The 25,539-nt window shown below is 65.5% G+C and carries 22 protein-coding genes; 7 read left to right on the top strand and 15 right to left on the bottom strand.

Translation table 11 applies throughout. The features are described 5' to 3' along the window. Positions 1-229 precede the first annotated feature (229 nt). From ACSYHF_RS09900 to ACSYHF_RS09875, 6 genes are all read right to left on the bottom strand, one after another. Positions 230-979, bottom strand: coding sequence for a hypothetical protein (locus tag ACSYHF_RS09900; protein WP_111200894.1), 750 nt, complete (start codon positions 977-979; stop codon positions 230-232). 64 nt (positions 980-1,043) lie between these two features. Further along, positions 1,044-1,805, bottom strand: a complete 762-nt coding sequence (locus ACSYHF_RS09895; protein ID WP_005416498.1) for a heme ABC transporter ATP-binding protein — start codon at positions 1,803-1,805, stop codon at positions 1,044-1,046. Then, positions 1,802-2,845, bottom strand: coding sequence for a FecCD family ABC transporter permease (locus ACSYHF_RS09890; protein WP_329915305.1), 1,044 nt, complete (start codon positions 2,843-2,845; stop codon positions 1,802-1,804). Before ACSYHF_RS09890 ends, ACSYHF_RS09895 begins: the two co-directional genes overlap by 4 nt. Next, entirely contained in the window at positions 2,842-3,888 is a 1,047-nt protein-coding gene (locus ACSYHF_RS09885) for a heme/hemin ABC transporter substrate-binding protein (protein WP_329915303.1), read from the bottom strand. Before ACSYHF_RS09885 ends, ACSYHF_RS09890 begins: the two co-directional genes overlap by 4 nt. Positions 3,889-3,939: 51 nt before the next feature. Beyond that, positions 3,940-5,316, bottom strand: a complete 1,377-nt coding sequence (locus tag ACSYHF_RS09880) for a YncE family protein (RefSeq protein ID WP_329915301.1) — start codon at positions 5,314-5,316, stop codon at positions 3,940-3,942. A gap of 122 nt (positions 5,317-5,438) precedes the next feature. Beyond that, entirely contained in the window at positions 5,439-6,467 is a 1,029-nt protein-coding gene (locus ACSYHF_RS09875) for an alpha/beta hydrolase (protein WP_197599023.1), read from the bottom strand. 320 nt (positions 6,468-6,787) lie between these two features. Here ACSYHF_RS09875 and ACSYHF_RS09870 point away from each other — a divergent pair, with 320 nt between their 5' ends. Further along, complete coding sequence (locus ACSYHF_RS09870) at positions 6,788-7,162, top strand: hypothetical protein (protein ID WP_005416493.1); 375 nt, start codon at positions 6,788-6,790, stop codon at positions 7,160-7,162. Positions 7,163-7,235: 73 nt separating this feature from the next. On the opposite strand, the gene ACSYHF_RS09865 is transcribed toward ACSYHF_RS09870, so the two are convergent. The 5 genes from ACSYHF_RS09865 to ACSYHF_RS09845 form a co-directional block, all read right to left on the bottom strand. Further along, entirely contained in the window at positions 7,236-7,607 is a 372-nt protein-coding gene (locus ACSYHF_RS09865) for a DUF805 domain-containing protein (RefSeq protein ID WP_026346975.1), read from the bottom strand. Positions 7,608-7,795: 188 nt separating this feature from the next. Beyond that, positions 7,796-9,073 (bottom strand): replication-associated recombination protein A, encoded by a 1,278-nt coding sequence (locus ACSYHF_RS09860; RefSeq protein ID WP_242014726.1) that lies wholly within the window; start codon positions 9,071-9,073, stop codon positions 7,796-7,798. Positions 9,074-9,314: 241 nt separating this feature from the next. Then, positions 9,315-9,953 carry an outer membrane lipoprotein chaperone LolA gene (gene lolA / locus ACSYHF_RS09855; RefSeq protein WP_111127699.1) on the bottom strand — a complete coding sequence of 213 codons (639 nt, stop codon included), beginning with the start codon at positions 9,951-9,953 and terminating at the stop codon, positions 9,315-9,317. A gap of 111 nt (positions 9,954-10,064) precedes the next feature. Next, a complete protein-coding gene (locus ACSYHF_RS09850; protein ID WP_329915299.1) occupies positions 10,065-12,008 on the bottom strand; it encodes a DUF3857 domain-containing protein in 1,944 nt (647 codons plus the stop codon). Positions 12,009-12,047: 39 nt separating this feature from the next. Then, positions 12,048-14,408, bottom strand: a complete 2,361-nt coding sequence (locus tag ACSYHF_RS09845; protein WP_005416487.1) for a DNA translocase FtsK — start codon at positions 14,406-14,408, stop codon at positions 12,048-12,050. 233 nt (positions 14,409-14,641) lie between these two features. Between ACSYHF_RS09845 and trxB the strand changes: the two genes are divergently transcribed. Together trxB and ACSYHF_RS09835 are read left to right on the top strand one after the other, a co-directional pair. Further along, positions 14,642-15,613: a thioredoxin-disulfide reductase gene (gene trxB, locus ACSYHF_RS09840; protein WP_005416486.1), complete on the top strand. Its 972-nt coding sequence runs from the start codon at positions 14,642-14,644 to the stop codon at positions 15,611-15,613. A gap of 102 nt (positions 15,614-15,715) precedes the next feature. Further along, complete coding sequence (locus ACSYHF_RS09835; protein WP_095378003.1) at positions 15,716-16,861, top strand: GNAT family N-acetyltransferase; 1,146 nt, start codon at positions 15,716-15,718, stop codon at positions 16,859-16,861. Between the two features lie 18 nt (positions 16,862-16,879). Here ACSYHF_RS09835 and ACSYHF_RS09830 read toward each other — a convergent pair whose 3' ends face one another. From ACSYHF_RS09830 to ACSYHF_RS09820, 3 genes are all read right to left on the bottom strand, one after another. Beyond that, on the bottom strand, positions 16,880-17,518 hold the full coding sequence (locus ACSYHF_RS09830) for a hypothetical protein (RefSeq protein WP_329915296.1): 639 nt from the start codon (positions 17,516-17,518) through the stop codon (positions 16,880-16,882). Positions 17,519-17,749: 231 nt separating this feature from the next. Further along, positions 17,750-19,009: a hypothetical protein gene (locus ACSYHF_RS09825; protein WP_447576375.1), complete on the bottom strand. Its 1,260-nt coding sequence runs from the start codon at positions 19,007-19,009 to the stop codon at positions 17,750-17,752. A gap of 123 nt (positions 19,010-19,132) precedes the next feature. Next, positions 19,133-20,401, bottom strand: a complete 1,269-nt coding sequence (locus ACSYHF_RS09820) for a hypothetical protein (protein WP_329915292.1) — start codon at positions 20,399-20,401, stop codon at positions 19,133-19,135. A 72-nt stretch (positions 20,402-20,473) separates the two neighbouring features. On the opposite strand from ACSYHF_RS09820, the gene aat reads away from it, so the two are divergent. The 3 genes from aat to ACSYHF_RS09805 all read left to right on the top strand — a co-directional run bounded on the left by aat (position 20,474) and on the right by ACSYHF_RS09805 (position 22,102). Beyond that, a complete protein-coding gene (gene aat, locus ACSYHF_RS09815) occupies positions 20,474-21,214 on the top strand; it encodes a leucyl/phenylalanyl-tRNA--protein transferase (RefSeq protein WP_425604624.1) in 741 nt (246 codons plus the stop codon). 86 nt (positions 21,215-21,300) lie between these two features. After that, positions 21,301-21,519 (top strand): translation initiation factor IF-1, encoded by a 219-nt coding sequence (infA, locus tag ACSYHF_RS09810; RefSeq protein ID WP_005409596.1) that lies wholly within the window; start codon positions 21,301-21,303, stop codon positions 21,517-21,519. A 202-nt stretch (positions 21,520-21,721) separates the two neighbouring features. Continuing rightward, entirely contained in the window at positions 21,722-22,102 is a 381-nt protein-coding gene (locus tag ACSYHF_RS09805) for a hypothetical protein (RefSeq protein ID WP_049460780.1), read from the top strand. A gap of 72 nt (positions 22,103-22,174) precedes the next feature. On the opposite strand, the gene clpA is transcribed toward ACSYHF_RS09805, so the two are convergent. Further along, positions 22,175-24,460, bottom strand: a complete 2,286-nt coding sequence (clpA, locus tag ACSYHF_RS09800; protein WP_138951115.1) for an ATP-dependent Clp protease ATP-binding subunit ClpA — start codon at positions 24,458-24,460, stop codon at positions 22,175-22,177. Positions 24,461-24,598: 138 nt separating this feature from the next. Between clpA and ACSYHF_RS09795 the strand changes: the two genes are divergently transcribed. Next, positions 24,599-25,402 carry an APH(6) family putative aminoglycoside O-phosphotransferase gene (locus tag ACSYHF_RS09795; RefSeq protein ID WP_447576374.1) on the top strand — a complete coding sequence of 268 codons (804 nt, stop codon included), beginning with the start codon at positions 24,599-24,601 and terminating at the stop codon, positions 25,400-25,402. Positions 25,403-25,539: the final 137 nt, after the last annotated feature.

Raw genomic sequence — 25,539 nt, 5'->3', positions numbered from 1 at the left:
ATAGCCGCTTCAGCGGCCCTGTGGAGCTCCAGGCAGACACGCCCGTTCCGCGCTTGCGCGGGTCAGGGTGAAAAACTTCAGGAGCGGCATCCGGTTCATGGGGCGCATTCTAGACCTGCCAATCTGGCGCGCAAGTGAATATTGCAAACATAAATAGAACGATGAGACCAGCAAAGATCGGGGTCAGATCCCTTTGCCCCGGGCAAAGGGTTCTGCCCCCTGGCAGCCCTCACTTGCAGCCGTGCAGCTTGCGCGCCTCGGCCACTGTTGCAGGCTGGTCATCCCCCATCGACATCCAGCCCTTCAACGAAATCGCCGGGTCCACGTGCGGCAGCCGTGGGCCACCATGAATCACGACCTCGATCCAGCTCCCCACCGGCGCCAGCTCGGACAGGCGTGCCGCCTGATCATCTTCGGTGCTGAATGTGTCGTCCGGGCCCGCCGGCGGCGTGGTATTCACGGTTTCCGTCTTGCGGGTTCGGACCCGAAGAGCACCATCCGGCAGCCGCTGACTGATCACGTCGTAGCGCTCGATACCGTATGCCCAGCTGTTCTCGCCAACACTGCGGGTCTCGCTACCGTCATCCGCCACGGTTACCACCTCGCCTGCCGGCCCGACAACCCCCGCGACAGCCCCCAAGCCGGACATCAGTGCCTGATAGACGATCATCTGCCGCTGCTCGGTAGTCAGCGCTCCGGCCTTGAGCTTGGCGGCAGGAATCTGCAGGTACGCCGCTTCACTGCACAGCACAAGTACCTGCTGGTCGTCCCAGCTCACCGACATTTCCTCGTTGGCAAAGTACTGCGTCTTCATCGACGTCACTGCGGCACCGTCGCCACTGGAATGCCGGGTTTCGATCAGCGAGGCATTCTCGGCCGCGTTGGTCAGCGAAACCTGGGAGGTCGACGCTGCATGGGCTGCGTAAACGGAAGCAATCATCGCGGCAAGCAGCACGCTGCGGGTAACCGTGCGGAACATGGCATCAGTCCATTGAAGAAAACGAAGCCGCCATGATACCCGGAGCAACCTGGCGGACCTTCGCTCAGGTCACCACCACCAGCGGCACCCCACGACGCGGATGCTCCAGCACAACTACATCCTGCTGGTACACGCGCTGCAGGTTGTCCTCGGTCAACACCTGCAATGGCGTTCCGTCGGCCGCCACGCCACCCTGCTCCAGCAGCACGATACGGTCGGCATAGCCGGCCGCCAGATTGAGGTCGTGCAGGACCACGATCACGCACGCACCGGCTTGTGCACAGGCACGCACACTGCGCAGCGTGCGCTCCTGATGGCGCAGATCCAGCGCAGCAGTAGGCTCATCCAGCAGCAGCAATGGCGTGTCCTGTGCCAGCACGCGCGCGAACGTGGTCCGGGCGGACTCACCGCCGGACAGCTGCTGCACCTCGCGCAGGCGCAGGGCCTGCAATTCGGCGGCATCGATGGCAGCTTCCACCTGCGCGTCGTCCACACGCGGATCCGGCGGATGCGGCAATCGCCCCATCGCCACCACCTCTTCGACGCTGAAGGCAAAACGCACGCCGTGCTCCTGCGGCATCACCGCGCGCTCGCGCGCCAGCGGCCCTGCCTTGTAGCTGGCCAGCGGCCTGCCCAACAGGCTCACCTCGCCCGCATCGGCGCGCAGGTCGCCGGCCGCGACCGCCAACAGCGTGGACTTGCCCGCACCGTTCGGGCCCACCAGTGCGGTCACCGTACCCGGTTCGAACGCCAAGGAAATGCCGTGCAGGATCTCGCGTTGCTGGCGGCGCACCACCACATCGTGCAGCTTCAGCAGCACACTCATGGCACCGCCTTGCGGCGCTGCTGCAGCACCAGCCAAAGGAAGAACGGCGCACCCAGCGCGGCCGAGAACAGGCCCAGCGGAATCTCCGCGGGCGGATCCAGCGTGCGCGCGGCCGTATCCGCCACCACGATCAGAAGTGCACCCAGCAGGCCGGACAACGGCAGCAACCAGCGATGGCCGGGACCCACCAGCAGGCGCGCCACGTGCGGCACCACCAGGCCGACGAAGCTGATCGAGCCCGCAAACGCCACCGCCGCCCCCACCAGCAGCGCGCTGAACGCAACCAGTCGGCGCCGCGTGCGGGTCACATCCAGCCCCAGATGCTGGGCCGGGCGCTCGCCCAGCGCCAGCATGTCCAGCGGCGTTGCCAATCTTTGCAACGCGAACACGCCAATCGCAAACAGCGGCACCACCGCCACCACATCGGCCCAGTTGGCACGTGCCAGCGAGCCCATCTGCCAGAACACCAGCGACTGCAGTTCGCTTTCGCTTGCGATATAGGTGAGAAAACCGATCAGCGCCGAACAGAACGCCGCCATCGCGATACCGACCAGCAGCAGCGTCGCATTGCCACTGCCCTTGCCCGGCCGCGCCAGCGCATAGGTCAGGCCGATGGCCAGGGCGCCACCGACGAAGGCGGCAACCGGCACCAGCCAACCGGCGGCACCGGCAGCGCCGAGAACAATGGCAGCGACTGCCCCGAGCGCAGCACCTTGGCTGACACCGACGATGCCGGGGTCGGCCAGCGGATTGCCGAACAGGCCCTGCAGGCTGGCACCGGCCATCGCCAGCGAGGCGCCAACCATTGCGCCCAACAGGGCGCGCGGAATGCGCAGCTGCCAGACCACGGCCAGGTCGCGACTGCTGACCGCCTGTGGATCAAGCAGGCCCAGCTTCACCGCCAGCGCCTGCATCACCTCCAGCGGTGGCAACCGCAACGGACCCACGGCGAACGACGCCAGCACTGCCCCCAGCAGTGCCAGCAACACCACCATCAACATCGCCCGCCCGCGACGACGGCGCCGATCCGCCGGACTCATGCCTTCGGCAACGCTGCCAGGGCCTTGGCCAGTGCCAGCGCGCCCGCACCAGAACCCACGCTGGTGTACTTCAGCTGCACATCCGGCATCACCCAGACCCGATTGGCCTGCCCGGCCGGGGTCTGCTTCAGCGTCGGGTATGCCTTCCACAGGCCCTCGGCACCGCCGAACAGCTGCAGGTCATGCTCGGTCACCAGGATCACTTCCGGTGCCGCCGCGACCACGCCCTCATTGCTCAGCTGCGAGTAATTCTTCACCCCGGCCTCGGTACCGATGTTGATGCCGCCCGCCAGGGCGATCAACTGCGCCGACGCGCTGTCGGCACCTGCAACAGTGGGCGAGCCGCCAGCGCCGGTTGCCGAAACGTGAATCAATCGTGGCGCATGGCCCAGGCCCTTGCCAATCGCTGCAGCCTCGTCGAGCTGACGCTGCACCTGCGTGGCCAGTGCTTGCCCCGCTTCGGCCAGCCCTAGTGCCGCAGCGACCTTGCGCACCTTGTCCGGCGCCGGCTGCAGGTCATCGATGACCACCGCCGGCTCGCCCACCTCGCGCAGCTTTTTCGCCAGTTCGGTGTGGCGGCGCAGGCTGTTGCCGAGGAACAGCGAGCCCTGCAGGCTCAGCACTCCTTCCACGCCCGTGGTGCGGTTGAACAGGAACTGGTGCGGGGCAGCCAGGCCGGCCTGGGTGGTGGTGTTGGTCGGCGCAGCGAATACCTGCTTGCCCAGTCCCAGCGCCTCGATCACCGCGATGACGTCGTCACCACCGGCAATGATCCGGCTGGTGTCGGACACTTCAATGTCAGCACCGTCATCGGAATGCACTTTGGCCGGCAGCACGGCCTTCTGTTCATGCACCGCTGGCATCTCGGCACCGGCCACGCGCTGCCAGCCTGCCGGCAACGCGGTTTCGGCAGCAGCTGTTGCGGCAGGCGGCTCGGCAGTCTTGTGGCCATCCGACGGCGTTGACGAGCCACTGCAGGCAGACAGCGCCAGCGAAACAGCCAGCGGGAGCGCACACAGGCGCAGACGGGACGCGATGTTCATGGACATTCTCCTTGCTGGCAGGGCGACGCGCACGCCGCCCTGCCCTGTGACTTACTGCTTCGGGGTGATGCGGGTGATGCGATCACCCTTCGGATCTTCGGCGCTACGTGACTTGTTCACCGCAAACACGTTGCCCTTGCCGTCGGCACGCACATGGTTCGGAAGGGTGCCGCCATCGAGGTTGGCCACCACCTTGCCGTCGCCGTTCACCACCGTGACCGTACCGGCGCCACGATTGCTGACATAGGCCAGGCCGGAGGCATCATCGAAGGCGACGTTCAGCGCGCCGGCGCCGACCGGCACGTCATGCAGCACCTTGCCGGAAGCCACATCGACGATCAGCAGGTTGTCGGTGCCCTGCGAGGCCACGTACAGGCGGTTGCGTGCTGCGTCGAAGGCCACGCCAGAGGCGCTGATCGAATTGCCCAGGTCGATGACCTTGTCGACCTTGCCGCTGGCCACATCGATCACCGCCGCTTCCGGGGTACCGATGCTGACGGTGAACAGCTTGCCGCCCTTCTCGTCCAGCACCAGGCTCATCGGGGTGAACTTGCCATCATCCACGCCGGACTCCAGCGTCACCTGCGGCAGTTCCTTGAACGTCTTCGCATCGAACACCGACAGGTGGTCTTCACCCGTGGCCGAGGCGAACACCTTGCCGTGGGTGCCGTCGACCACCACGTCGCGCGCATGCGGCACGGTGTCGACGGGGAACTGGTGGACCAGCGAGAGGTCCTTCTGGCGGTAGACCGCAATCGAGTTCTGCCGGGTATTGGTGACCCAGACATTGCCATTGGCGTCATCCACGCCCACACCGTAGACCGCATAGACCGCGCCGTTGGTGCTGCCCGGCACCTGCGCCGGGGTGATCGCCTTGATCACCTTCAGCGACTTCGGATCCAGCTTCAGCAGCTGCGACTGGGTCACCGGCGGGCGGCCCACGGCCGAGGTGACGAACACGGCATTGCTGGCGGCGCTGTAGGCGGACTGGTACAGGCCCGGCACCAGCTTGTTGGACTGGGTGGCGAACTGCGCCTGGCCGGACAGCGGCAGCTGCGGCGACACGCGCAGCTTCAGCACGGTGGCTGCAGCCGGCTGGCTGGCGCGCACCACCACCGGGTGGGTGCCCGGCACCGCGTCGGTCGGAATGCTCAGCTGGGTCTTGAAGTTGCCATCGGCATCGACCACCACCGGCTGTGCGTTGAGCACGCTGTCGCCACGCAGCAGGCTGACCTTCTGGCCCGGCACGAAGCCACGGCCGACCACGTCGGCGGTGCTGCCGGGAACCACGTTCTCACCGCGCGAGACGACCTCACCCTTGAAGGTGGCGTTGGCCGGCTGATCGAACACCGGCTGCGCGGTGGCGGTCACCGCGAGCAAAAGGCCGGCGGCGAGAGAGGTGAGATGGAAAGACGGACGGAACGACATGGCAGGCTCCTTGCACACGTAGGCCGCGCCACGTGGCGCGGGATTCATCGGTTGCCTGGGCCGCTGCACGCCGGCAGCCTCGCCTGGGTAGTGGGGTCGCACGGCAGCGCGTGCGAAGGGATTCACTCGGCGGCGCTGTCACCGCCATTGGGCACGCCATCGCCGGCGCTGCGGTCGGTCACGCCGTACAACTCATGCAGCGCGGCATGGAACGACGCGGGCAGCATCGGGCCATGGCCGAGGCCGTCGAACTCGCGGTACTGCACGCTCAGGCCCGGCACCTTGCCCAGCCGCTCGGACAACTGCATCGCCGCATCCGGGGTGGCGCCACTGATCCGGCGCAGGTGCGCAACCACGCGCGGGTTGCTCATATCGCGCTTGCCGCGATCACCGACGCGCTCGGCGCCGCCCAGCATCAGCCAGAGCTTGGCCGGCTGGCCGTGCACGTTCTGCACGAACTGCTGTTCCGGATCACCCAGCGCCGCGCCCTGGCTCCACCACAGCGACGGACTGGCTGCCAGATAGGACTGGAACGCGGCAGGTCGCGTGTACAGCGCATTGAGCACGAATAGCCCGCCCAGCGAATGGCCCCACAGCGCCTGCTGCTGCGTATCGATGCGTGCGCGACGCTCGACTTCCGGCTTGATGCGGCGCTCGATCACATCAAGGAAAGCCGCAGCGCCGCCGCCGACGGCCTGGGTCGTGCCGCTCTCGTCGTCGGCACGGTCGATCCACGCGGTGTAGTCGCGGGTACGCGCCCTGGAATCGATGCGCAGGTCGTTGTCGTAGCCGATCAGCACCAGTACCGGCGGTGCCTTGCGCGCAGCCAGCTCGGCCAGCAGCCGCTGGTCCAGCACCATGGCCACGGCATTGCCATCCAGCGCGTACAGCACCGGGGATGGGGTCTTGCCGGCCTTGGCCGGGATCGCCAGGTTCACCCGCCAACGGCGCTGCTGGTCCGGGCTGTCCACCACGAAACGCTCGAAGCGATAGCTGGCCGCCGGCTCGTCGAGCACGGTGTGGCCGATCTTCTGCAGCGGATTACGCTGCTGCGCATGGGCGTAAGGAGTGGCCAGGAGCAGACCCATCATCATGGCAGCCAGGCCGCGGGCCAATGGGCCACGGCGCGAAGGCAGGACGAAAAGCTTCATCAGTGGCGGCAGGAGCGGCCAAGGCCGCCGGTTCTCAGGGGACCGCAGTCTACCTTAAACGCGAATGATTATCACATCGATCAAACGTCACGCTGTGTATCACGCGCGCGATGCATTCATTTTCCCGGTTGCGCCGGAAACACCGGATCCACTATTTTGCCGGGCAGCGGGGCGCAGGAGCGCCCTTCCCTCGCAGGGCTGCGGATGGATGGGCAATCGAGTCGCCGGCCGCGCCCTGACCTTTGCCAAACCCATCCACGCATGGCGTGGATCTACTGACCACCATCCACGGGAATGAATCCCGTGACTGCGAGAACACCTTGAAGCGCACCGCCTTGATCGCCCTTTCCCTCGGCCTGCTTGCACCGCTGGCCGCCCATGCCGCACAGGATCTGCCAACGCTCTACCAGGCCTTTGAAGAGGCCGGCAATTCGTCACTGGGCATGGAAGAACTCAACCAGACGGTGACATTCACTGCCGTTGCCCTGGGCGTCTCCAGCAACCTGGCGGGCGAGCCGCTGATCGAGGCCGGCGACGACCAGGGCAATGTCCTGGCCCGGCTGACCAGCGACGACGAGCACCAGGCGGCCAAGCTGGGCGCGCTGGAAGAAGGCGCGACTTTCACCGCAAGCTGCACGCTGCAGTTCAGCTCGGGAACGGACTACCTTTCCTTCGGCGACTGCAGCATCAAGTAAGAAAGAAGCCGGCGAAACGCCGGCTTCGTTTTCCCGCCCTGTAGAAGTCGAGCCATGCTCGACTCACGCAGTCTCACGGCCCCGCAGGCACCGGGCCGTAGACGTTCTCCTGCGGTGTACCTGGCAGCAGCGCGAACACGAAGATCACCAGGCCACCGAACGGAACGAAGGCCAGCAGGTACATCCAGCCCGACTGGTTGCAGTCGTGCAGTCGGCGCACGGTGACGGCGATGACCGGCACGAACGTGGCCAGCCAGAACACGACGAACAGGATGATCGACGCGATGCCCAGCACGTCGGACTGCATCACCAGCCCGGCGATGAGCGGCACCATCAGCACGGCGGAGACGATCAACAGGAACAGCTGGAACATCCAGTACTCGCGACGGTTGGCACGACCCTCGAACTGGGCATAACGCTTCAACGGCAGAATCATTTCCTGCACGGCATCAATCCTTGAAAAAGCAGCCGCGCAGTGTGCCAAAGGAGCGCCCGCAGGACAATGTGGTGACGAACCACACTCGACTGCCATTACCCCTGTAGCGCCGAGCCATGCCCGGCTGCTGCTTCCGCAGGTGCTACTGGGTCGGTCCAGAGCGGAGTCGAGCATCGCTCGATGCTACATAAGCCAGCTCAACGGCCGTTCGCGGCCCTCGCCGCCTCACGTTCGGCGCGCAGCCGATCAAGCTTTTCCTTCAGCTTGATTTCCAGGCCACGCGGCACCGGGTTGTAGTACACGCGCTCGCCCATCGCATCCGGGAAACCGGTCTGGTCCAGCGCGATGCCGCCTTCGGCGTCGTGGTCGTACTGGTACTCGGCGCCGTAGCCGAGCTCCTTCATCAGCTTGGTCGGCGCATTGCGCAGGTGCAGCGGCACCTCTTCGGTACCGCTCTGGCGCACGTCGGCCTTGGCCTGGTTGAACGCGGCATAGCCCGCGTTCGACTTGGCGGTGCTGGCCAGGTACAGCACCAGCTGGGCGAACGCGAGCTCGCCTTCCGGGCTGCCGAGCCGCTCGTAGATGTCCCAGGCTTCCAGCGCCATGCTCTGCGCGCGCGGATCGGCCAGGCCGATGTCCTCGATCGCCATGCGGGTCAGTCGACGTGCCAGGTAGGATGGATCGCAACCGCCATCGAGCATGCGGGTCAGCCAGTACAGCGCGGCATCCGGATTGGAACTGCGTACCGACTTGTGCAGCGCTGAGATCTGGTCGTAGAACTGCTCGCCGCCCTTGTCGAAGCGGCGGGTACGATCGGCCAGCACCTGGGTCAGGGTCTGCGGGGTGATGCGACCGCCCTCCCCACCCGCCAGTTCGGCGGCGATTTCAAGAAGGGTCAGTGCGCGGCGCACGTCACCATCAGCGGCAGTGGCGATTTCCAGCAGCAGCTCGGGCGCAACCTCGATACCCTCCTCGCCCAGGCCGCGTTCGCGGTCGCCCAGCGCGCGTTCCAGCGCCTCGACGATATCGGTTGGCGATACCGCTTCCAGCACATGTACGCGGCAACGCGACAGCAGCGCCGAGTTCAGCTCGAACGACGGATTCTCGGTGGTGGCACCGACGAACAGGATCGTGCCACGCTCGATGTGCGGCAGGAAGGCATCCTGCTGCGCCTTGTTGAAGCGATGCACCTCGTCCACGAACAGCACGGTGCGCCGGCCTTCGGCGAATCGTTGCGCAGCCTCGGCCAGCACCTGGCGCACTTCCGGCAAGCCGGACAGCACGGCGGAGATGGCACGGAACTCGGCATCGGAGTACTCGGCCAGCAGCAGTGACAGCGTGGTCTTGCCGCAGCCCGGCGGGCCCCACAGGATCATCGAATGCACGCGCCCGGATTCGACCGCGCGACGCAGCGCGCTGTCCGGCGCCAGCAGGCGCTTCTGCCCGACCATTTCGTCGAGGGTGCGCGGGCGCATGCGCTCGGCCAGCGGGCGCAGATGTTCCCGATCAACGCTCAGCAGATCGGGGCCGGGGAAGGAAGTTGAACGATGTCTTGCCACCCACTCATTGTACCGCGACAGGGTGACGACGATTCCGGTAGTGCCGGCCGCTGGCCGGCAGATCAAAATTGCGTCAACCAAGGTTGACACCCATCAAGGCGGTGCCGGTTGACACCCACCGGAGCAGGTAGCGCCGGGTCATGCCCGGCATCCTCGATCAATTACCGATGACGTCCGTGCCCTTCGGCGGGGTGAAGCTGAAGGTGCCGGCAGCAAAGCCTGGATTGCGCTTCCAGCCACTGAAGCTGATCACGGTGCGCTGTCCGACCGCGTCGGTGATCTCCATCTTGGCCAGGCCCTGGGCATTGAAGCCCAGCGCGGCGTACTGGAAGCTGGCTTCGGTCTCGCGCTTCGGCGACAGCGACAGCCATTGCAGGCCATCACGCTGCGCAGCCTCTTCACTGACGTCGTACTGCTGTTCCAGCAGCGCCGGGTTGATCAGCGCAGTCAGCGGGCTGTTCTGCTCTTCCTTGCCCTGCTCGCGCACGGTGACCTGCTCCAGGTCCGGCTCGTACATCCAGACTTTTTTACCGTCGGCCACGATCAGCTGTTCGTGCGGGCGCACATATTCCCAGCGGAACAGGCGCGGCGCCGACAGGGCCACCCGGCCACTGGTCGATTCCTTCACCTTGCCGCGGCTGTCGAACACCTGCTGGCTGAACTGTCCGTCCAGGCCCTTCAGGCCACTGGTGAAGGTCTTCAGGTCATCGCGGGCACCGGCCCAGGCACTGCCGGCAGCGGCACAGGCGACGGCCAGGGTAGTCGTGGCAAGGAAATGGCGGAAGCGGAAGTTCATGCGGAAATCCTGTGGGCGCGGGCGCCAGGAAAGGTGGTTGCCAGTGTGCCCGGGAGAAGATGAATGGGCGATCAGGGCGACATTATGCCGCCCTGAACGTCCATCGGCGATTCAGCCGCCAGATGCCGGCAGCTTGCCGTACAGCACCTGGCCGCGGAAGCCGCGACGCACTTCGCGGTACAGCGCGCGGAACGCCGGATAGTCCTGCGGCTGGCACAGCGCCTCCGGCCCACGCACCGCGTTCTGCTGCAAGCGGTGGTGCACGATCACCTCCTGGCCCTCGCGGCTCCAGTCCACCCGGTATTCGCCAGCGGCATTGGTAAAGCGCTGGCTGGCCGGAATGGCGATGATCGGCGCATTGGCCGGGAACTGCAGGCGATAGGTTTCCTCGCGCAGGCTGGCATTGCAGTAGAACGGCGTCTCGTTGGCCGGCGCCGAGGCGGTGGCGTACAAGCCACGCACCGACTCGCCACCCGGCGGGTCCGGCACGGCCATGCCGCCGGCCACGCTGAAGTCGGCGTAGTCCTCGGCCTGGAAGGCCATGCGGTAGCCGAACGGCCGGGTCAGGTCGACCGGTACGCCCTGGATCTGCAGCTGCCCTCGCCCATCGAAACCTGAGGCGGCCATGATCTGCTCCTCAGCGCGCGCACGGTTCTGCGCGTTGAGCTGTGAGAACTGCGCGCGCATGCCGATCTCGGCGTTCTCGCCCAGCTTCGGAATCGTTTCGCCGCGCAGGTTGCCGTTGGCATCAAACGTAAAACGCACTTCCATCGACGTCGCATTGCGCTCCGGCGTATTGGCCGGGGTACGCGCCAGCGTAGCGTCCCGGGTACGCATCACCGGCGCACCCAGGTCACCTTCCGGCAGCTGCCCGAAGCGTGCCCACGCGGTGGTCGAATCCAGGTAAAGATCAAACTCGGGGATATAGGTGATGGCGTGGTTGAAGCGGCCCAGCACCGGTATCTTCGGCAGCGTCGGGCCGCCCCCCGCTCCGATCAGCACCGGCGAGCTGGCGATACCCTTGGCCGCCAGCAGCGCCTCGAGGATCGTCACGTGGTCCTTGCAGTCACCATAGTGATTGTCGAGGATGCTCTGCGCGCTGTTCGGCTCCAGGCCGCCGTTGCCCAGGTACACCGCCACATAGCGGATGTTCTGCGCGACCCAGCGATACAGCGCATCAGCCTGTTCGCGGCGGCCGCTGATGCCGGCGGTGATCTCATCAGCGAGCGCCTGCAGCGCCGGGGTCACCTGGGCCGCCGGGCCCGCCTTGAGCTGGTAGGCGCGCCCCATCTGCGACCAGTCACGATACGTGCTGGCCATGATGTTCGGGCCGAACTCCCAGCCCGCCGCCGACCAGTTCTGCGCCGGCATCGCCTCGCGGCGCTGGTAGCGCCAGCGCCATTGCGCCTGGCCATTCTTCACTGTCGGCCGGTCACTGCCCTGCACGCCGCGGCTGTCGACGAACATCGGCAGGTTGGCCGGCGCACTCAGGGTGACCTCGGCGTCCTCGTACTCGGTGAAGACGTTGAAGGTCTCCCACAGGCCGAAATAGCCCGGGAAGTACGGCGTAGCCTGGGTGCGACGCACCTGGTAGTACAGGCGCGTGCCCGGGGCCAGGTTCGGGAACACGATCACCCGCACCTTGCGGTCGGCATACATCGCCGCCGAGGCGCTGGAGTAGCTTTCCTGGGTGTAGATGCGGTCGGCCGGCACGTCGCGGCGCTGGCCGTCGGCGGTGATGGTGTAGGCGCCAAGCACCTCCAGCGTTTCCATCTTCTCGCTGTAGCTCAGCCGCACCTGGCTGAACTGCTCGACCGAGGCCTTGGTCTTGAGCAGGACTTCGTAGGTTTCGGTCTGCACATTGCCCGCATCGGGCCGCACCTGGTAGTCGGCGCGGTAACGGACAATGCTGAAATTATTGCTGGCTTCGGTATCGCCGCTGGTGGAAGGCGGCGCCGTGGCGGGCGCGGAGGTGGCGGTTTCTGCCAGTGCCGGGCCGGCAGCCATCAGGGCAGCCAGCGCCAGCGCCAGCGCGCTTGGTACGGGGTGAAGCATGCGTCGGTTCCTTGGACGTCGTGGGGGATACGTCGGGTCTTACTTCGGCGGCGGCGGTGCCAGCACCGTGCGGTCGCCGTTGTGCTCGGGCGGGCTGACCACGCCGGCCGCTTCCATGGCCTCGATCAGTCGCGCTGCACGGTTGTAGCCGATCTTCAGCCGGCGCTGCACGCCGGAAATCGAGGCACGGCGGGTCTCGGTGACCACCCGCAGCGCTTCGTCATACAGCGGGTCGGACTCGTCGCCGGCCGCACTGGTCTCGGGCAGGCCAGTGGCGCCGACGACCACGCCGTCGCCCATCGTCTGCACTTCGTCCAGCACGCCGTCGACATAGTCGGCCGGGCCCATCGCCTTGAGGTGCTCGACCACGCGATGTACTTCGTCGTCGGACACGAACGCACCATGCACGCGCTCGGGCAGCGCAGTACCCGGCGGCAGGTACAGCATGTCGCCGTGGCCCAGCAGGGTCTCCGCGCCAGACTGGTCGAGAATGGTGCGCGAGTCGATCTTGGAGCTGACCTGGAAGGCGATGCGGGTCGGGATGTTGGCCTTGATCAGGCCGGTGATCACATCGACCGACGGGCGCTGCGTGGCCAGGATCAGGTGGATGCCAGCCGCACGCGCCTTCTGTGCCAGGCGCGCGATCAGCTCTTCCACCTTCTTGCCGACGATCATCATCATGTCGGCGAATTCGTCGATGAAGATGACGATGAACGGCAGCGTTTCCAGCGGACGCGGCGCCTCGCCCAGCTCCGGGTTCGGCTTGAACAGCGGATCCATCAGCGGCTGGCCGGCGTCCTGGGCTTCCTTCACCTTCTTGTTGAAGCCAGCCAGGTTGCGCACACCCACCGCGCTCATCAGCTTGTAGCGGCGCTCCATCTCGGCCACGCACCAGCGCAGGCCGTTGGCGGCCTCCTTCATGTCGGTAACCACCGGCGCCAGCAGGTGCGGAATGCCTTGATAGACGCTCAGCTCGAGCATCTTCGGGTCGATCATCAGCATCCGCAGGTCTTTCGGTGACGCCTTGAACAGCAGGCTCAACACCATCGCGTTGACCGCCACCGACTTGCCCGAACCGGTCGTACCGGCCACCAGCAGGTGCGGCATGCGCGCCAGGTCGGCCACGGTCGGGCGGCCGGCGATGTCCTTGCCCAGCGCCAGGGTCAGCACGCTGGCCGATTTGTCATATTCCTTCGAGCGCAGCAGCTCGGACAGGAAGATCATCTCGCGGGTGACGTTGGGAATTTCCAGGCCGATCACCGACTTGCCCGGGATGACGTCGACCACGCGCACCGACTTCACCGACAGGCCGCGCGCGATGTCCTTGTCCAGCGAACTGATCTGGCTGACCTTGATGCCCGGTGCCGGCTCGATCTCGAAGCGGGTGATGACCGGGCCTGGGTTGGCGCCGACCACCTGCGCATCGATGCGGAAGTCCTTCAGCTTGAACTCGATCTGCCGCGACAGCGTTTCCAGCGTTTCTTCGTCGTAGCCCTTCGGCTGCGGCTTGGGATCATCCAGCAGCGCCAGCGGCGGCAGGTCGGAACCATCGCCGTTGACGCCACGGAACATCGGAATCTGGGTATCGCGCTTGGCGCGATCACTCTTCTCGATCACCGGCTCAGGGCGCGGTTCGATCTTTACCGGCTCGCGCTTGGCGCGCACCTCGGCGTCGGCCTTGCGCACTTCCTGGCGCTCCTCGCGCATCACCCGGGTCTGCTTCCACTCGCTGACTTCTTCCTTCTTGCGCTCCAGCAGCGGTGCCAGCGACATTACGCCACGGCCGATCTTCTCCATCACCGTGAACCAGGACAGCCCGGTGGCCAGGGTGATCGAGGCCAGCAGCAATACCAGCACGAACAGGTTCGCCCCCAGCGCACCGAAGCCCACCGTGAGCGAATTGCCCACCAGCTTGCCGAGAATGCCGCCGGCACTGGCGACATCGCCACTGAACAGGCGCACGTGCAGGAAGCCGGTGCCGGCGATCAGGAAACCGACCAGACCGACCAGGCGCAGCGCCGGGTCCAGATCGTTCTCGCCCTTGCTCTCGCGCTTGAGGCCGAACATGGCGATCCACGCCAGTGCGCCGAGCACCACCGGCAACAGGAAAGCGATGTAGCCGAACAGCTGCAGCAGCACGTCGGCAATCCAGGCCCCGGCGCGGCCGCCGAGGTTATGCACCGGCGCGACCACGCTGCCGGTATGCGACCAGCCCGGATCCGTGGCTGAATAGGTGAACAGACTGGCCGCCAGGTACAGCAGGGCCGGCGCGATGGCGATCAGGCCCAGATCGCGCCAGAGGCGCTGGCGGCGTGGATTGTCGGTCGTCGCCGCCGCGGCCGTGCGACGTGACGCCTTGCTGTCGTCCGACTTGGAGCGTTCAGGGACCTGCTTCGCCACCTTAGACCATACCTTTGGAATGCGCTGTTAGTGATTGATAATAAATGAGACGGCGTCAGTTTTCAGTTATGCGACGTCGGGCAAGGCAATCCGAGGCCCGGAACCACCGCTGGATGACGGCGTTCTGTTCATCGGCTTGAATCGCCCTGCCCCAGCCGCCACTCTATGAGCAGCCATGGATGCTGCGCAAACATCGCCAGCGCCTTGTCCCATCTACCTTTTCGCGAGTTTACATGAGCACCAGCCTGCCCTCCCGCCACCAGCGCCTCGTCATCCTCGGTTCCGGCCCGGCCGGTTGGACCGCCGCCGTCTACGCCGCCCGTGCCAACCTGAAGCCGGTCGTCATCACCGGCCTGCAGCAGGGTGGCCAGCTGATGACCACCACCGAGGTGGACAACTGGCCGGGTGACGCCCACGGCCTGATGGGCCCGGACCTGATGGCGCGCATGCAGGCGCACGCCGAGCGCTTCGAGACCGAGGTCATCTTCGACCATATCCACACCGCCGACCTGTCGCAGCGCCCGTTCAAGCTGATCGGCGACAGTCACGAGTACACCTGCGACGCGCTGATCATCGCCACTGGCGCCACCGCCAAATACCTGGGCATCCCGACCGAAGAGACCTTCAAGGGCCGCGGCGTCTCCGCCTGCGCCACCTGTGACGGCTTCTTCTACCGCGACCAGGACGTGGTCGTGGTCGGTGGCGGCAACACCGCCGTGGAAGAGGCGCTGTACCTGTCCAACATCGCCCGCAAGGTCTACCTGGTCCACCGCCGCGACACCCTGAAGGCGGAGAAGATCATGCAGGACAAGCTGTTCAGGAAGGTCGCCGAAGGCAAGATCGAGACCGTCTGGCACCACCAGGTGGAGGAAGTGCTGGGCAACGATGCCGGCGTGACCGGCGTTCGCGTGAAGTCCACCCTGGACGGCAGCACCCGCGACATCGACGCACACGGTTTCTTCGTGGCCATCGGCCACCATCCGAACACGACCCTGTTCGACGGCCAGCTGGCGATGAACAACGGCTACCTGGAAATCCGCTCGGGCCTGGGCGGCAACGCCACCCAGACCTCGGTGGAAGGCGTGTTCGCCGCCGGCGACGTAGCCGACCAGCACTACCGCCAGGCGATCACCTCGGCCGGCTTCGGCTGCATGGCCGCACTGGACGCCGAGCGCTACCTGGACGCACAGGGCAAGGCCAGCTGAGAGGCTGACCCGCTCCTGCAGGGTCGAGCCACACCCGACTCCGGATGATAGGCCGACGCCAGTGCGTCGGCCTTTCTGTTTCATCTGCCCTATCCTTCCCCCATGCCTTCCCCCCGCTTTCTCGACTCCCTGCAGTCCATCGCCGCGACCGACTGGGATGCCCTGCACGACGGCCGCAACCCCTTCGTCAGCCATGCCTTCCTTTCCGGGCTTGAACAGCACGGCTGCCTGCGCGAGGACTGGGGCTGGCAGCCCCGGCACTTCACGCTGTGGGAGGGCGAGCGCCTGATCGGCGCCATTCCGGGCTACCTGAAGACCAACTCCCACGGCGAATTCGTGTTCGACCATGCCTGGGCCAACGCCTATGCCCGCCATGGCCGCGACTACTACCCGAAGTGGCTGGGCGCGGTGCCGTACTCGCCGGTCACCGGGCCGCGCCTGCTGGCCCGTCACGATTCAGATCGCACCGCGTTGCTTTCGGTGTTGCGTGATGCACTGCCAGCACTGGAGGTGTCATCGGCCCATATCAATTTCCACACCGCAGCGGACGAGGCGCTGTTCGGCGATGACTGGCTGCTGCGCGAGGACGTGCAGTTCCAGTGGCAGAACCCGGGTGACTGGGCGACATTCGACCAGTTCCTCGGCGCGATGAACCACAAGCACCGCAAGAACATCCGCCAGGAACGGACCAAGGTCACCCGCCAGGGCATCACGTTCCGCGTGGTGCATGGCGACGAGGCCAGCCGCGCCGACCTGCAGGCGATGTATCGCTTCTACCTGCAGACCTTCCTTGAGTACGGCAATGCCCCGGCGCTGACCGAGGCTTTCCTGCGCCATCTGGCCATTTCATTGGGTCGTGGGCTGGTGCTGTTCCTGGCCGAGCAGGAAGGCCAGCCAATCGCCGGCGCACTTTGCCTGCGCGGTGGTGACACGCTGTACGGTCGCTACTGGGGTGGCGCCACATTGCCCGGCCTGCATTTCGAAGCCTGCTACTACCAGGGCATCGAATACTGCCTGCGCGAAGGGCTGAGCCGTTTCGAGCCGGGCGCACAGGGCGAGCACAAACTGGCGCGAGGCTTCCTGCCGACGCTGGTACGCAGCCGGCACTGGGTGGCCGACGCGGATTTCGCCGAGGCGTTGCAGGAGTGGTGCCGGCAGGAGCGGCGCGATGTGCGGCGGTACCAGCAGGCGTTGCAGGGGCATGGACCGTTCCGAGGAGAGACCTCACAAGGCACTGCCCGCTTGTAACTCAAGGGTGGCGCGCGCCTAGATGATTTTGATATGCGGCCAGATGGCACCATCGATGTCGATGAACTCCACACCCTTGAGCCCTTCACCTGCAGCCTGTCGAAACTCCTCAGAGCAGATCAATGTATGACTGCTCCCCGACATCCCCTTGAATCGAAAAATAGGCTCGACAAAGCCCTCCCTGACGACAAGTTTCTTCACTCGATGGATGTGGCCGTACGTCCTGTCCCGAACTAGAAGTGACTCAGCTGCCGCAACGTCAAGAACGTCAAGCTCCTTGAAGATCACCGCGTTGTAGCCGAACTGCACCAAGTCAACACCGCGCTTCGATCGCACCGTAAGAGGCGACTGATCGACGACTCCTGCCCCTGCGTTGCGAGTGATCTCCATGAATTGATCACTCGCAAAGTACGCACCATTACTAGCGCTACAGATGTCAAACCTCCACCGAGGATCCCAGTTCACCGCGATCATTCCAGGCTGAAAGACTGGGGCGTATTCCCCCTCCCTTCTCCTATGCCATAAGGGACGTTTGCAGTACGCATTGTCGGCATAGTAGTGATCGCAGAGGTGCGGGTGTCCCTTGTCAACGATGAAGGCTTCCACGTAACCGGGACTGCCCGGCTCCTTGACGTGAGACATTGCAAAGAACTTCATCAAACAACCTGGGACTGGATGTAACCCTCAGCCTGACGAACACCTCTCACTTCTTCAATAGGATTTCTTGCATATCTTCCAGCACCAGAATTGGCCAAGCCAGAACAGCGCGCCCTGAAATTGGGCCCAATCGGCCAGCGCAGCCCCGCAGCTGCCTGCCTACGATCGTGCGCAGCCGACATCGGCGGCTTACTGGTATTTCTCCCGTAGCATCGAACCTGCTCGACTGGTTCAGCTGTACTGGCTGTAGTGCCCACTGATCCTGCACTGGTCGCACCAGAACGTGTAGAGCATGCCTCCATTCATCCACTGCATCAGGGAGCCATCGTCCAATGGAATGTGGGAATCAAGCTGCATCACAAAGAACATCGTGCGGCAACAATCGGGACAGGACAGATAAAAGCCGCTCTGGATCCAGGATGGCAATCCGCCCACTCGGCTGTAATTCTGCAAGCCACCCACATAACTCGGCGGTTGCCAGAACCGACCCGCAAGCTCGACCAGATCGACCTCCGCCTCCATCAGGGTGGTGGACGTTTCAGGACATGTCCGCGGATCGAATACCTGCGATTCATGGGCGTTGGGAAAGCCCTGCGAATCGTGGCGGAAATACACGGGATCTCCGTGGCACCAACCGGACTCTCCATTGTCGGGACAGTCCAGGCATATGCCGAGCGTCACCTTCGAGAGGGTGCACGGGCCGATCAATGCCAGCTCCAGTTCCAGCAAACGCTGCAGCGGTGAGCCGCATATTCCGCATCTCCCTTCCAGGCGGCCACCCACATGCGCCGTTGCCTTCGCACTCCCACCCTTCCAGGTGGGATGAAAGCGCTGGAGGCGACGCTCGACCTTTGTGGCTTCCGCCAGTTGCAAGCGCTGAAGTCGCGCACTGAAACGCAGGTGGAGACCACGCTCTCCATGCAATGCGCGTCCCGAGCCCAGCTCAAGGCCAGACAATCCCTCCCTACCGATTGTCGCCCAAGGTTCATCCCGTGAACCAGATGGGTCACGCACGGCGTCCTGGAACTCCACTACCCCACTCATTTCAAGCGGCAATCCGGGCAAGCCAGCATCAGACGACGACGGCCCTCTTGCCTCCTGGATCCATCTCCGACCGACCTCAATCGGCAGCTCCCGCCAGAATGGGCCTTCTATTGGCTCGTGTGCCGACAGGCGAAGGACGGCATCCCAGTCATCATGAAGCAATCCGGGGAGACGATAGGCCGCCTGCGCCGCGATCCTGGCCGCCAGCCAATGGCGGCTACCGCTCTTGAACTCGCCCCAGGCAAATCGGCACACCTCTGCGACACTTTCATCCGGCAGCAACTCCGCCGCAGCCATTAGCATCCCGCTCTTCTCCGCCTGAAACTTCATCGCCAGGATGAGCAGTGTCGAGAGGGCGGCAGGATCACGCCCATAGAGATCCAGCATCGCAACCAATGCTCCATCTGAGCCTCCCGGCATTCGGGCCAATTCAAGCAGCTCTTGCATGGCGACAACACAGGTCATGGCGGTCAGCTCAGGGCATGTAAACCAAGAGGGTGACTGGCGATGCATCCCACGGGAATGCAACAAATCTCAAAAAATAAGGAAGCCTTCCGACAACCGGGGCCGTCAGGTGCACTGCCAGAAGTGCCCGCTCACCCGGCACTTCGCACACCAGAACGTGTAGAGCATGCCGCCACTGCCCCATAGCAGCGCGCCTCCACCGGTGGTCGGCAGCGTCGAATCCAGCTGCATCACGAAGGGCATCTCCTCACCGCAATCGATGCACGCCGGATACCAGGCACTCTGCACCCAGCTCGGTGCGCCGCCCACGCGCGACAGGTTCTGCCGGTGGTTTGACTGGCCCCAGTCCTGCTGCTCCCACCGCATGGTGTCCATGGCGACCAGGCCGACCTCGGCCTGCATGAGGTCACCGCTGTCGGTCGGCGTCGCCGGCACCTCCAGACGCTGGCTGGGGTGGCAGCTGGGCAGGCCGCTGGCATCGTGGCGATAGAAACGCACGGGCGGATCTTCCCAGCCGCAGCAGTCCAGGCACAGGCCCAGCGTGATCTCACCCGCCGCGCCCGGCTGCAGCGCGGCAACGTCGGTTCGCAGCAGGCGCTGCAGCGGTGCATGGCAGCTGCCACACAACGATTCCAGCGGCCCTCCCATCTGCCCGGCGTACTGTACCTGCCCGCCATTCCAGGTCGGGTGCAGGCGCCAGATGCGCTTGCGCCAGCTCGGTTCGTCCGCCTGCTGCGCGCGATGCTGCTCGCGGTCGAAGCGGATGTGCAGCGGCCGCTCCCCATGCAGGCGCCGCGGCTGCGGTCCGTCGGCGACGCCGGCCCAGTGCGCCCAGACCTCAGCATCCAGCGCGCCCCAGTCAGCGAGGTAGCCGCGGGCAACGGCATAGCGCTCGGGCTGCGCCGCCAGCAGCAGCGCCCTGGCCCGCGCCATCTCGCGATCGTCGTCGGCCTCAGCCAGAATCTGCGCCCACTGCACGGCAATGACGGAGGGCAGGCCCTGCCATACCTGCGAAGCCAGCTGCAGCTCGTCTTCGGTGGCCAGCGCCAGCAAGGCCTCCCAGTCGTCCTGCAGCACCTGCGGCGCCTGGTAGCTGGTGAATTCGATCACGCTGGCCAGCAGTTCGCCGCGCTCGCCATCCCGATAGCGGCGCCAGGCCTCGGCACAGACCGGCACAATCGCTTCATCGGGCAGCAGATCCAGCGCCATGTCGAGAAAGGCCGAGCTGGGTGAACGCCGGGCAAGGGCCAGCAGCATCAGCGCACCGAGCTGGCCGGGCTGTTCAGTGGCCAGCGCCAGCAGCATGCCCTGGCTGTCGTTGCGCGTGCGCGGGATATCGTGCACATCGAGGATGGCGGTGATCGCGTCACTCATGCGTGGGCTCCTTGCCGTTGGACGCTGATGGTGCCAGACATCAGCGACCGCCACGACGAATACAATGACGGCATGACCCGCCAGCTGCCCTGGCGCCTGGCCGATGCGCCGGACGCTCCCTTCCCTCCGGCCGAGACCGCACTGCGCCAGCCCGATGGCCTGCTCGCGGTGGGCGGCGACCTGCATCCGGTGCGACTGCTCAACGCCTATGCCGGCGGCATCTTCCCGTGGTTCAGCGAGGGCGAGCCAATCCTGTGGTGGTCGCCTGATCCGCGCATGGTGTTCCGCACCGACGGCGTGCACCTGTCCAGCCGCTTCCGCCGCCAGCTGCGCGGCAGCACGTGGGAGGTCACCGCCGACACCGCCTTCAGCCAGGTGATGCGCGCCTGTGCGGCGGCACCTCGGCCCGGCCAGGACGGCACCTGGATCAGCCCGGCGATGGTCGAGGCCTACAGCCAGTTGCACGACCTCGGCTTCGCCCATTCGTTCGAAGTCTGGGACCGTCAGTCGCTGGTCGGCGGCATCTACGGAGTGGCCATCGGGTCGATGTTCTTCGGCGAGAGCATGTTCAGTGGCGCCAGCGGTGGTTCCAAGATCGCGCTGGCGGCACTGGCGTCCACGATTCACGGCTGGGGCTGGGAACTGATCGATGCCCAGGTGGAGAACCCGCACCTGCTGCGGATGGGCGCCGAGCACCTGCCGCGCGCCGACTTTCTGGAGCACGTCCGTCAGGCCGTACACCGTGACGGCCGTGAAGGCCCCTGGACCCAGGCGGTCGGACGCTTGCCAGCACGGCGTTTGGCCGGCGGTTAACACAAACTTTGCAAGCTGGGCCGGTCACGCGTAAAATACCGCGCCTTAGGCCCAGCGTGGCCGTTTTCTGAACCGCACAGGACTACATGTCGAAAGACGATTCCATCGAGTTCGAGGGCACCGTCAGCGAGACGCTGCCGAACACCACTTTCCGCGTTCGTCTGGAAAATGGGCACGAAATCATCGCCCACATCTCCGGCCGCATGCGCAAGAACTACATCCGCATCCTCACCGGTGACCGGGTCAAGGTTGAAATGACCCCGTACGACCTGACCAAGGGTCGTATCACCTACCGCATGAAGTAAGCGGTCGGCGCGGTGCGCCACTTCGACAAGGCCAGCCCTGGTTGCTGGCCTTTTGTCATGCCTGCAATCCGGCCCTGCCGGAGGTCATCGTGACCGAACTCACCGTGACGTCGGTCAGCCCTGCTTGCGGCAGATTCGCATCTGCATCCGTAGCGGCATCGTGGGACCCGGTCCAGTCCGGATCGCCATCCCCTGCCCCGCCATGAACATGCTCCCGCTGACCGCTCTGCTCGTCGCCCTTGCCGTGTCCGCCAGCGCAGCGCCCGTGCACGCCGCCGATACTCTTTCCACCTCCAGTGACTGCGTCCAGCTGGGCAGCGACCAGCAACTGGTGCGCGCCGGCGCCTCGCGCAACATCCTGCTGCGCAATGGCCAGGACCACTACGTCGTGCATTTCCAGGACGACTGCTCGGCGGCAGGCTACTCGCGGAAACTGAGCTTCGCTACGGACGGCCAGCAGGGTCTGCTGTGCGCTGCCGGCCGCAGCCAGCTGAACACCGATTCCAGCCGCTGCATCGTGTCGCAGATCGAACCAGTTGACGAGGCAACCTTCAAGAAGAAAGCCCGCCAGCGCAGCCGCTGACGTCGCGTACAACAAGGGCGGCCGAAGCCGCCCTTGTCATTTCAGGTCCGCCGAAACCGGCCGGGGGTCAGTTCATTCCACCGTGACCGGCAGCAGGCGCTCCGGTTCGGCCTGGGTTTCGACCACCAGCTCGTCGTCGCGCACATCGATGCTCACCTTGCCGCCGTTGACCAGCTTGCCGAACAGCAGCTCGTCGGCCAGCGGACGCTTGATCCTGTCCTGGATCACCCGGGCCATCGGACGCGCACCCATCAGCGGGTCGAAGCCGTGGTGGGCCAGCCAGTCGCGCGCGGTCGGCGTGGCCGACAGGCTGACGTGCTTGTCCTGCAGCAGCATCTCCAGCTCGATCAGGAACTTGTCGACCACGCGCAGGATGTGCTCGAAGCCCAGCGCCTGGAACTGCACCACCGCGTCGAGGCGGTTGCGGAATTCCGGGGTGAAGCTGCGCCGGATGGTCTCCATCGCATCGGTGGCATGGTCCTGCTTGGTGAAGCCGATCGAGCGCCGCGAGGCCTGCGCCGCGCCGGCATTGGTGGTCATCACCAGCACCACGTTCTTGAAGTTGGCCTCTCGACCGTTGGTATCGGTCAGCACGCCGCGATCCATCACCTGCAACAGGATGTTGAAGATGTCCGGGTGCGCCTTCTCGATTTCGTCCAGCAGCAGCACGCAGTGCGGCGTCTTGACGATCTTCTCGGTCAGCAGGCCGCCCTGATCGAAGCCGACGTAGCCTGGAGGGGCACCGATCAGGCGGCTGATCGAATGCGGCTCCATGTATTCGGACATGTCGAAGCGGACCAGCTCGATGCCCAGCTGCAGCGCCAGCTGCTTGGTCACCTCGGTCTTGCCGACACCGGTCGGGCCGGCGAACAGGAAGTTGCCGATCGGCTTTTCCGGATTGCCCAGGCCCGAGCGGGCCAGCTTGATCGCCGAGGACAGCGTCTCGATGGCCGGGTCCTGACCGAAGATCACCATCTTCAGGTTGCGCTCCAGGTGCTGCAGCACATCCTTGTCGGTGGCACTGACCTGCTTGGTCGGGATGCGCGCCATCTTGGCGACGATCGCCTCCACTTCCTCGACGTCGATCAGCTCCTTGCGCTGCCCTTCCGGCAGCAGGCGCTGGCGGGCACCGGCCTCGTCGATCACATCGATGGCCTTGTCTGGCAGCAGGCGGTCGCCGATGTGCTTCACCGACAGGTCCACCGCCGCCTGCAGCGCTTCATCCGAATAGGTCACGCTGTGGTGCAGCTCGTACTTGGACTTCAGGCCCTGCAGGATCTCGTAGGTCTCGCCAACGGTCGGCTCCACGATGTCGATCTTCTGGAAGCGGCGGGCCAGTGCCCGGTCCTTCTCGAAGATGCCGCGGTATTCCTGGAAAGTGGTCGAACCGATGCAGCGCAGCTCGCCGGAGGCCAGGGCCGGCTTGATCAGGTTGGACGCATCCATGGTGCCGCCCGACGCCGAACCGGCACCGATGATGGTGTGGATCTCGTCGATGAACAGCACCGCGTTGGGCACCTTCTTCAGTGCGGTAAGCACGCTCTTCAGGCGCTTCTCGAAGTCGCCACGGTACTTGGTGCCGGCCACCAGCGCGCCCAGGTCGAGCGAATAGATCACCGCGTCGGCAAGCACGTCGGGCACCGAGCCCTCGACGATGCGGCGCGCCAGGCCCTCGGCGATGGCGGTCTTGCCCACGCCGGCCTCGCCCACGTACAGCGGGTTGTTCTTGCGGCGACGGCACAGGACCTGGATGGTGCGCTCGATCTCGTCACCACGACCGACCAGGGGATCGATGCGGCCGGACCGGGCCTGTTCGTTGAGGTTGCTGGCGAACTCGGTCAGGGCATCACCCTTCGGCTCACCCTCCCCGCCTTCCATGCGGCCCTCGCCGTCGGAGGAGGAGGACGGCTGCTCGCCTTCCTCGCCCAGCTTGGCGATGCCGTGGGACAGGTAATTGACCACATCCAGCCGGGTCACATCCTGCTGGTTGAGGTAGTAGACGGCGTGGGAGTCCTTCTCGCCGAAGATGGCGACCAGCACGTTGGCGCCGGTGACCTCCTTCTTGCCCGAGGACTGCACGTGGTACACGGCCCGCTGCAGCACGCGCTGGAAGCCCAGGGTCGGCTGTGTATCGCGGCCGTCATCTTCGGCCAGGCGCGACACGGAGGCCTCGATGGCCTGCTCCAGCTCCTGGCGCAGGCGTTCGGCGTCGGCACCACAGGCCTTCAGTACGGCCTGGGCGGACGGGTTGTCGAGCAGTGCCAACAGCAGGTGTTCGACCGTCATGAACTCATGCCGGGCCTCACGGGCGCGCTTGTAGCACTGGCCGATGGTGTGTTCGAGGTCTTTGCTGAACATGGATTACTCCGGCGGCAGATGGGAACAATATGCGGCCTGACTACGCGATTTCCATCACCCTAGCGGATTGCTGCGTTCAGATGGCGTTAGCACTGCAGAACGCTTGATCTTCGTTCACTCCAGAAGACCTCAACCGGCATGAGCGAACCCTACCTGAGCCGCTGGCGATTGCGGCGTGATGGCCCGGCCATCGAAACGCCCCATGCCCGGCTCTGGCCGGTGCTGACCGCTGCCGGCGAGCCGGCGATGCTGAAGATCAGCAGCGAAGCGGAGGAGCAGAACAGCCATCGCCTGCTGCGCTGGTGGGACGGCGATGGCGCTGCCCGCCTGCTGGCCCACGCCGGGCCGGCGATCCTGATCGAGCGTGCCGGCGGCGACTCGCTGCGGCAACGCTCGATCGAGGGCGACGATGAGGCCTGCACCACGATCCTGTGCCAGGTCCTGCAACGGCTGCACCGGCCACGGAGCGCGCCGCCAGCGGAACTGGTCTGCCTGCGTACATGGTTCGCCGATCTGCTGCAGCCAAGGGCTGCGCTGCCGCCACTGCTGGAACAGTGCAGATCACTGGCGGAGGGGTTGCTGCAGGAAGAGCGCGAGGTCCGGCCACTGCATGGCGACCTGCACCACGACAACGTGCTCGATTTCGGCGCGCGCGGCTGGCTGGCGATCGACCCGAAGCGGTTGCTGGGCGACCGTGCGTACGACTACACGACGATGTTCAGCAATCCGGATCTCTGTGGCCCGGGCATCCACGTGGCCACGCGGCCGGAACGGTTTGCTGCCCGGCTGGAACAGGTCAGCGCACTGGCCGGCCTGGAGCGCACGCGCCTGCTGCGCTGGATCGCGGCCAGCATGGCGCTGTCGGCAAGGGATGACGGCGACCCGGCCGAAGTGGACGAGGCGGTGGCGCGGATGGCGCTGGAGGCGCTGGCGGAGAGCTGAGACCCGCGCTTGGCAGGTGCCTACCTTGCTGGGGGCGCTCCATCCACGATCGATACAGGCCTCTGCTTTGGTAGGTGCCCACCTTGGTGGGCACACTGGGTCCGGGATCGTTGTGCCCGGACGCGAATCGGCAGCCG

The organism is Stenotrophomonas maltophilia group sp. P373, from assembly GCF_053295075.1.
This window is presented reverse-complemented; position numbering and strand designations above follow the sequence as displayed.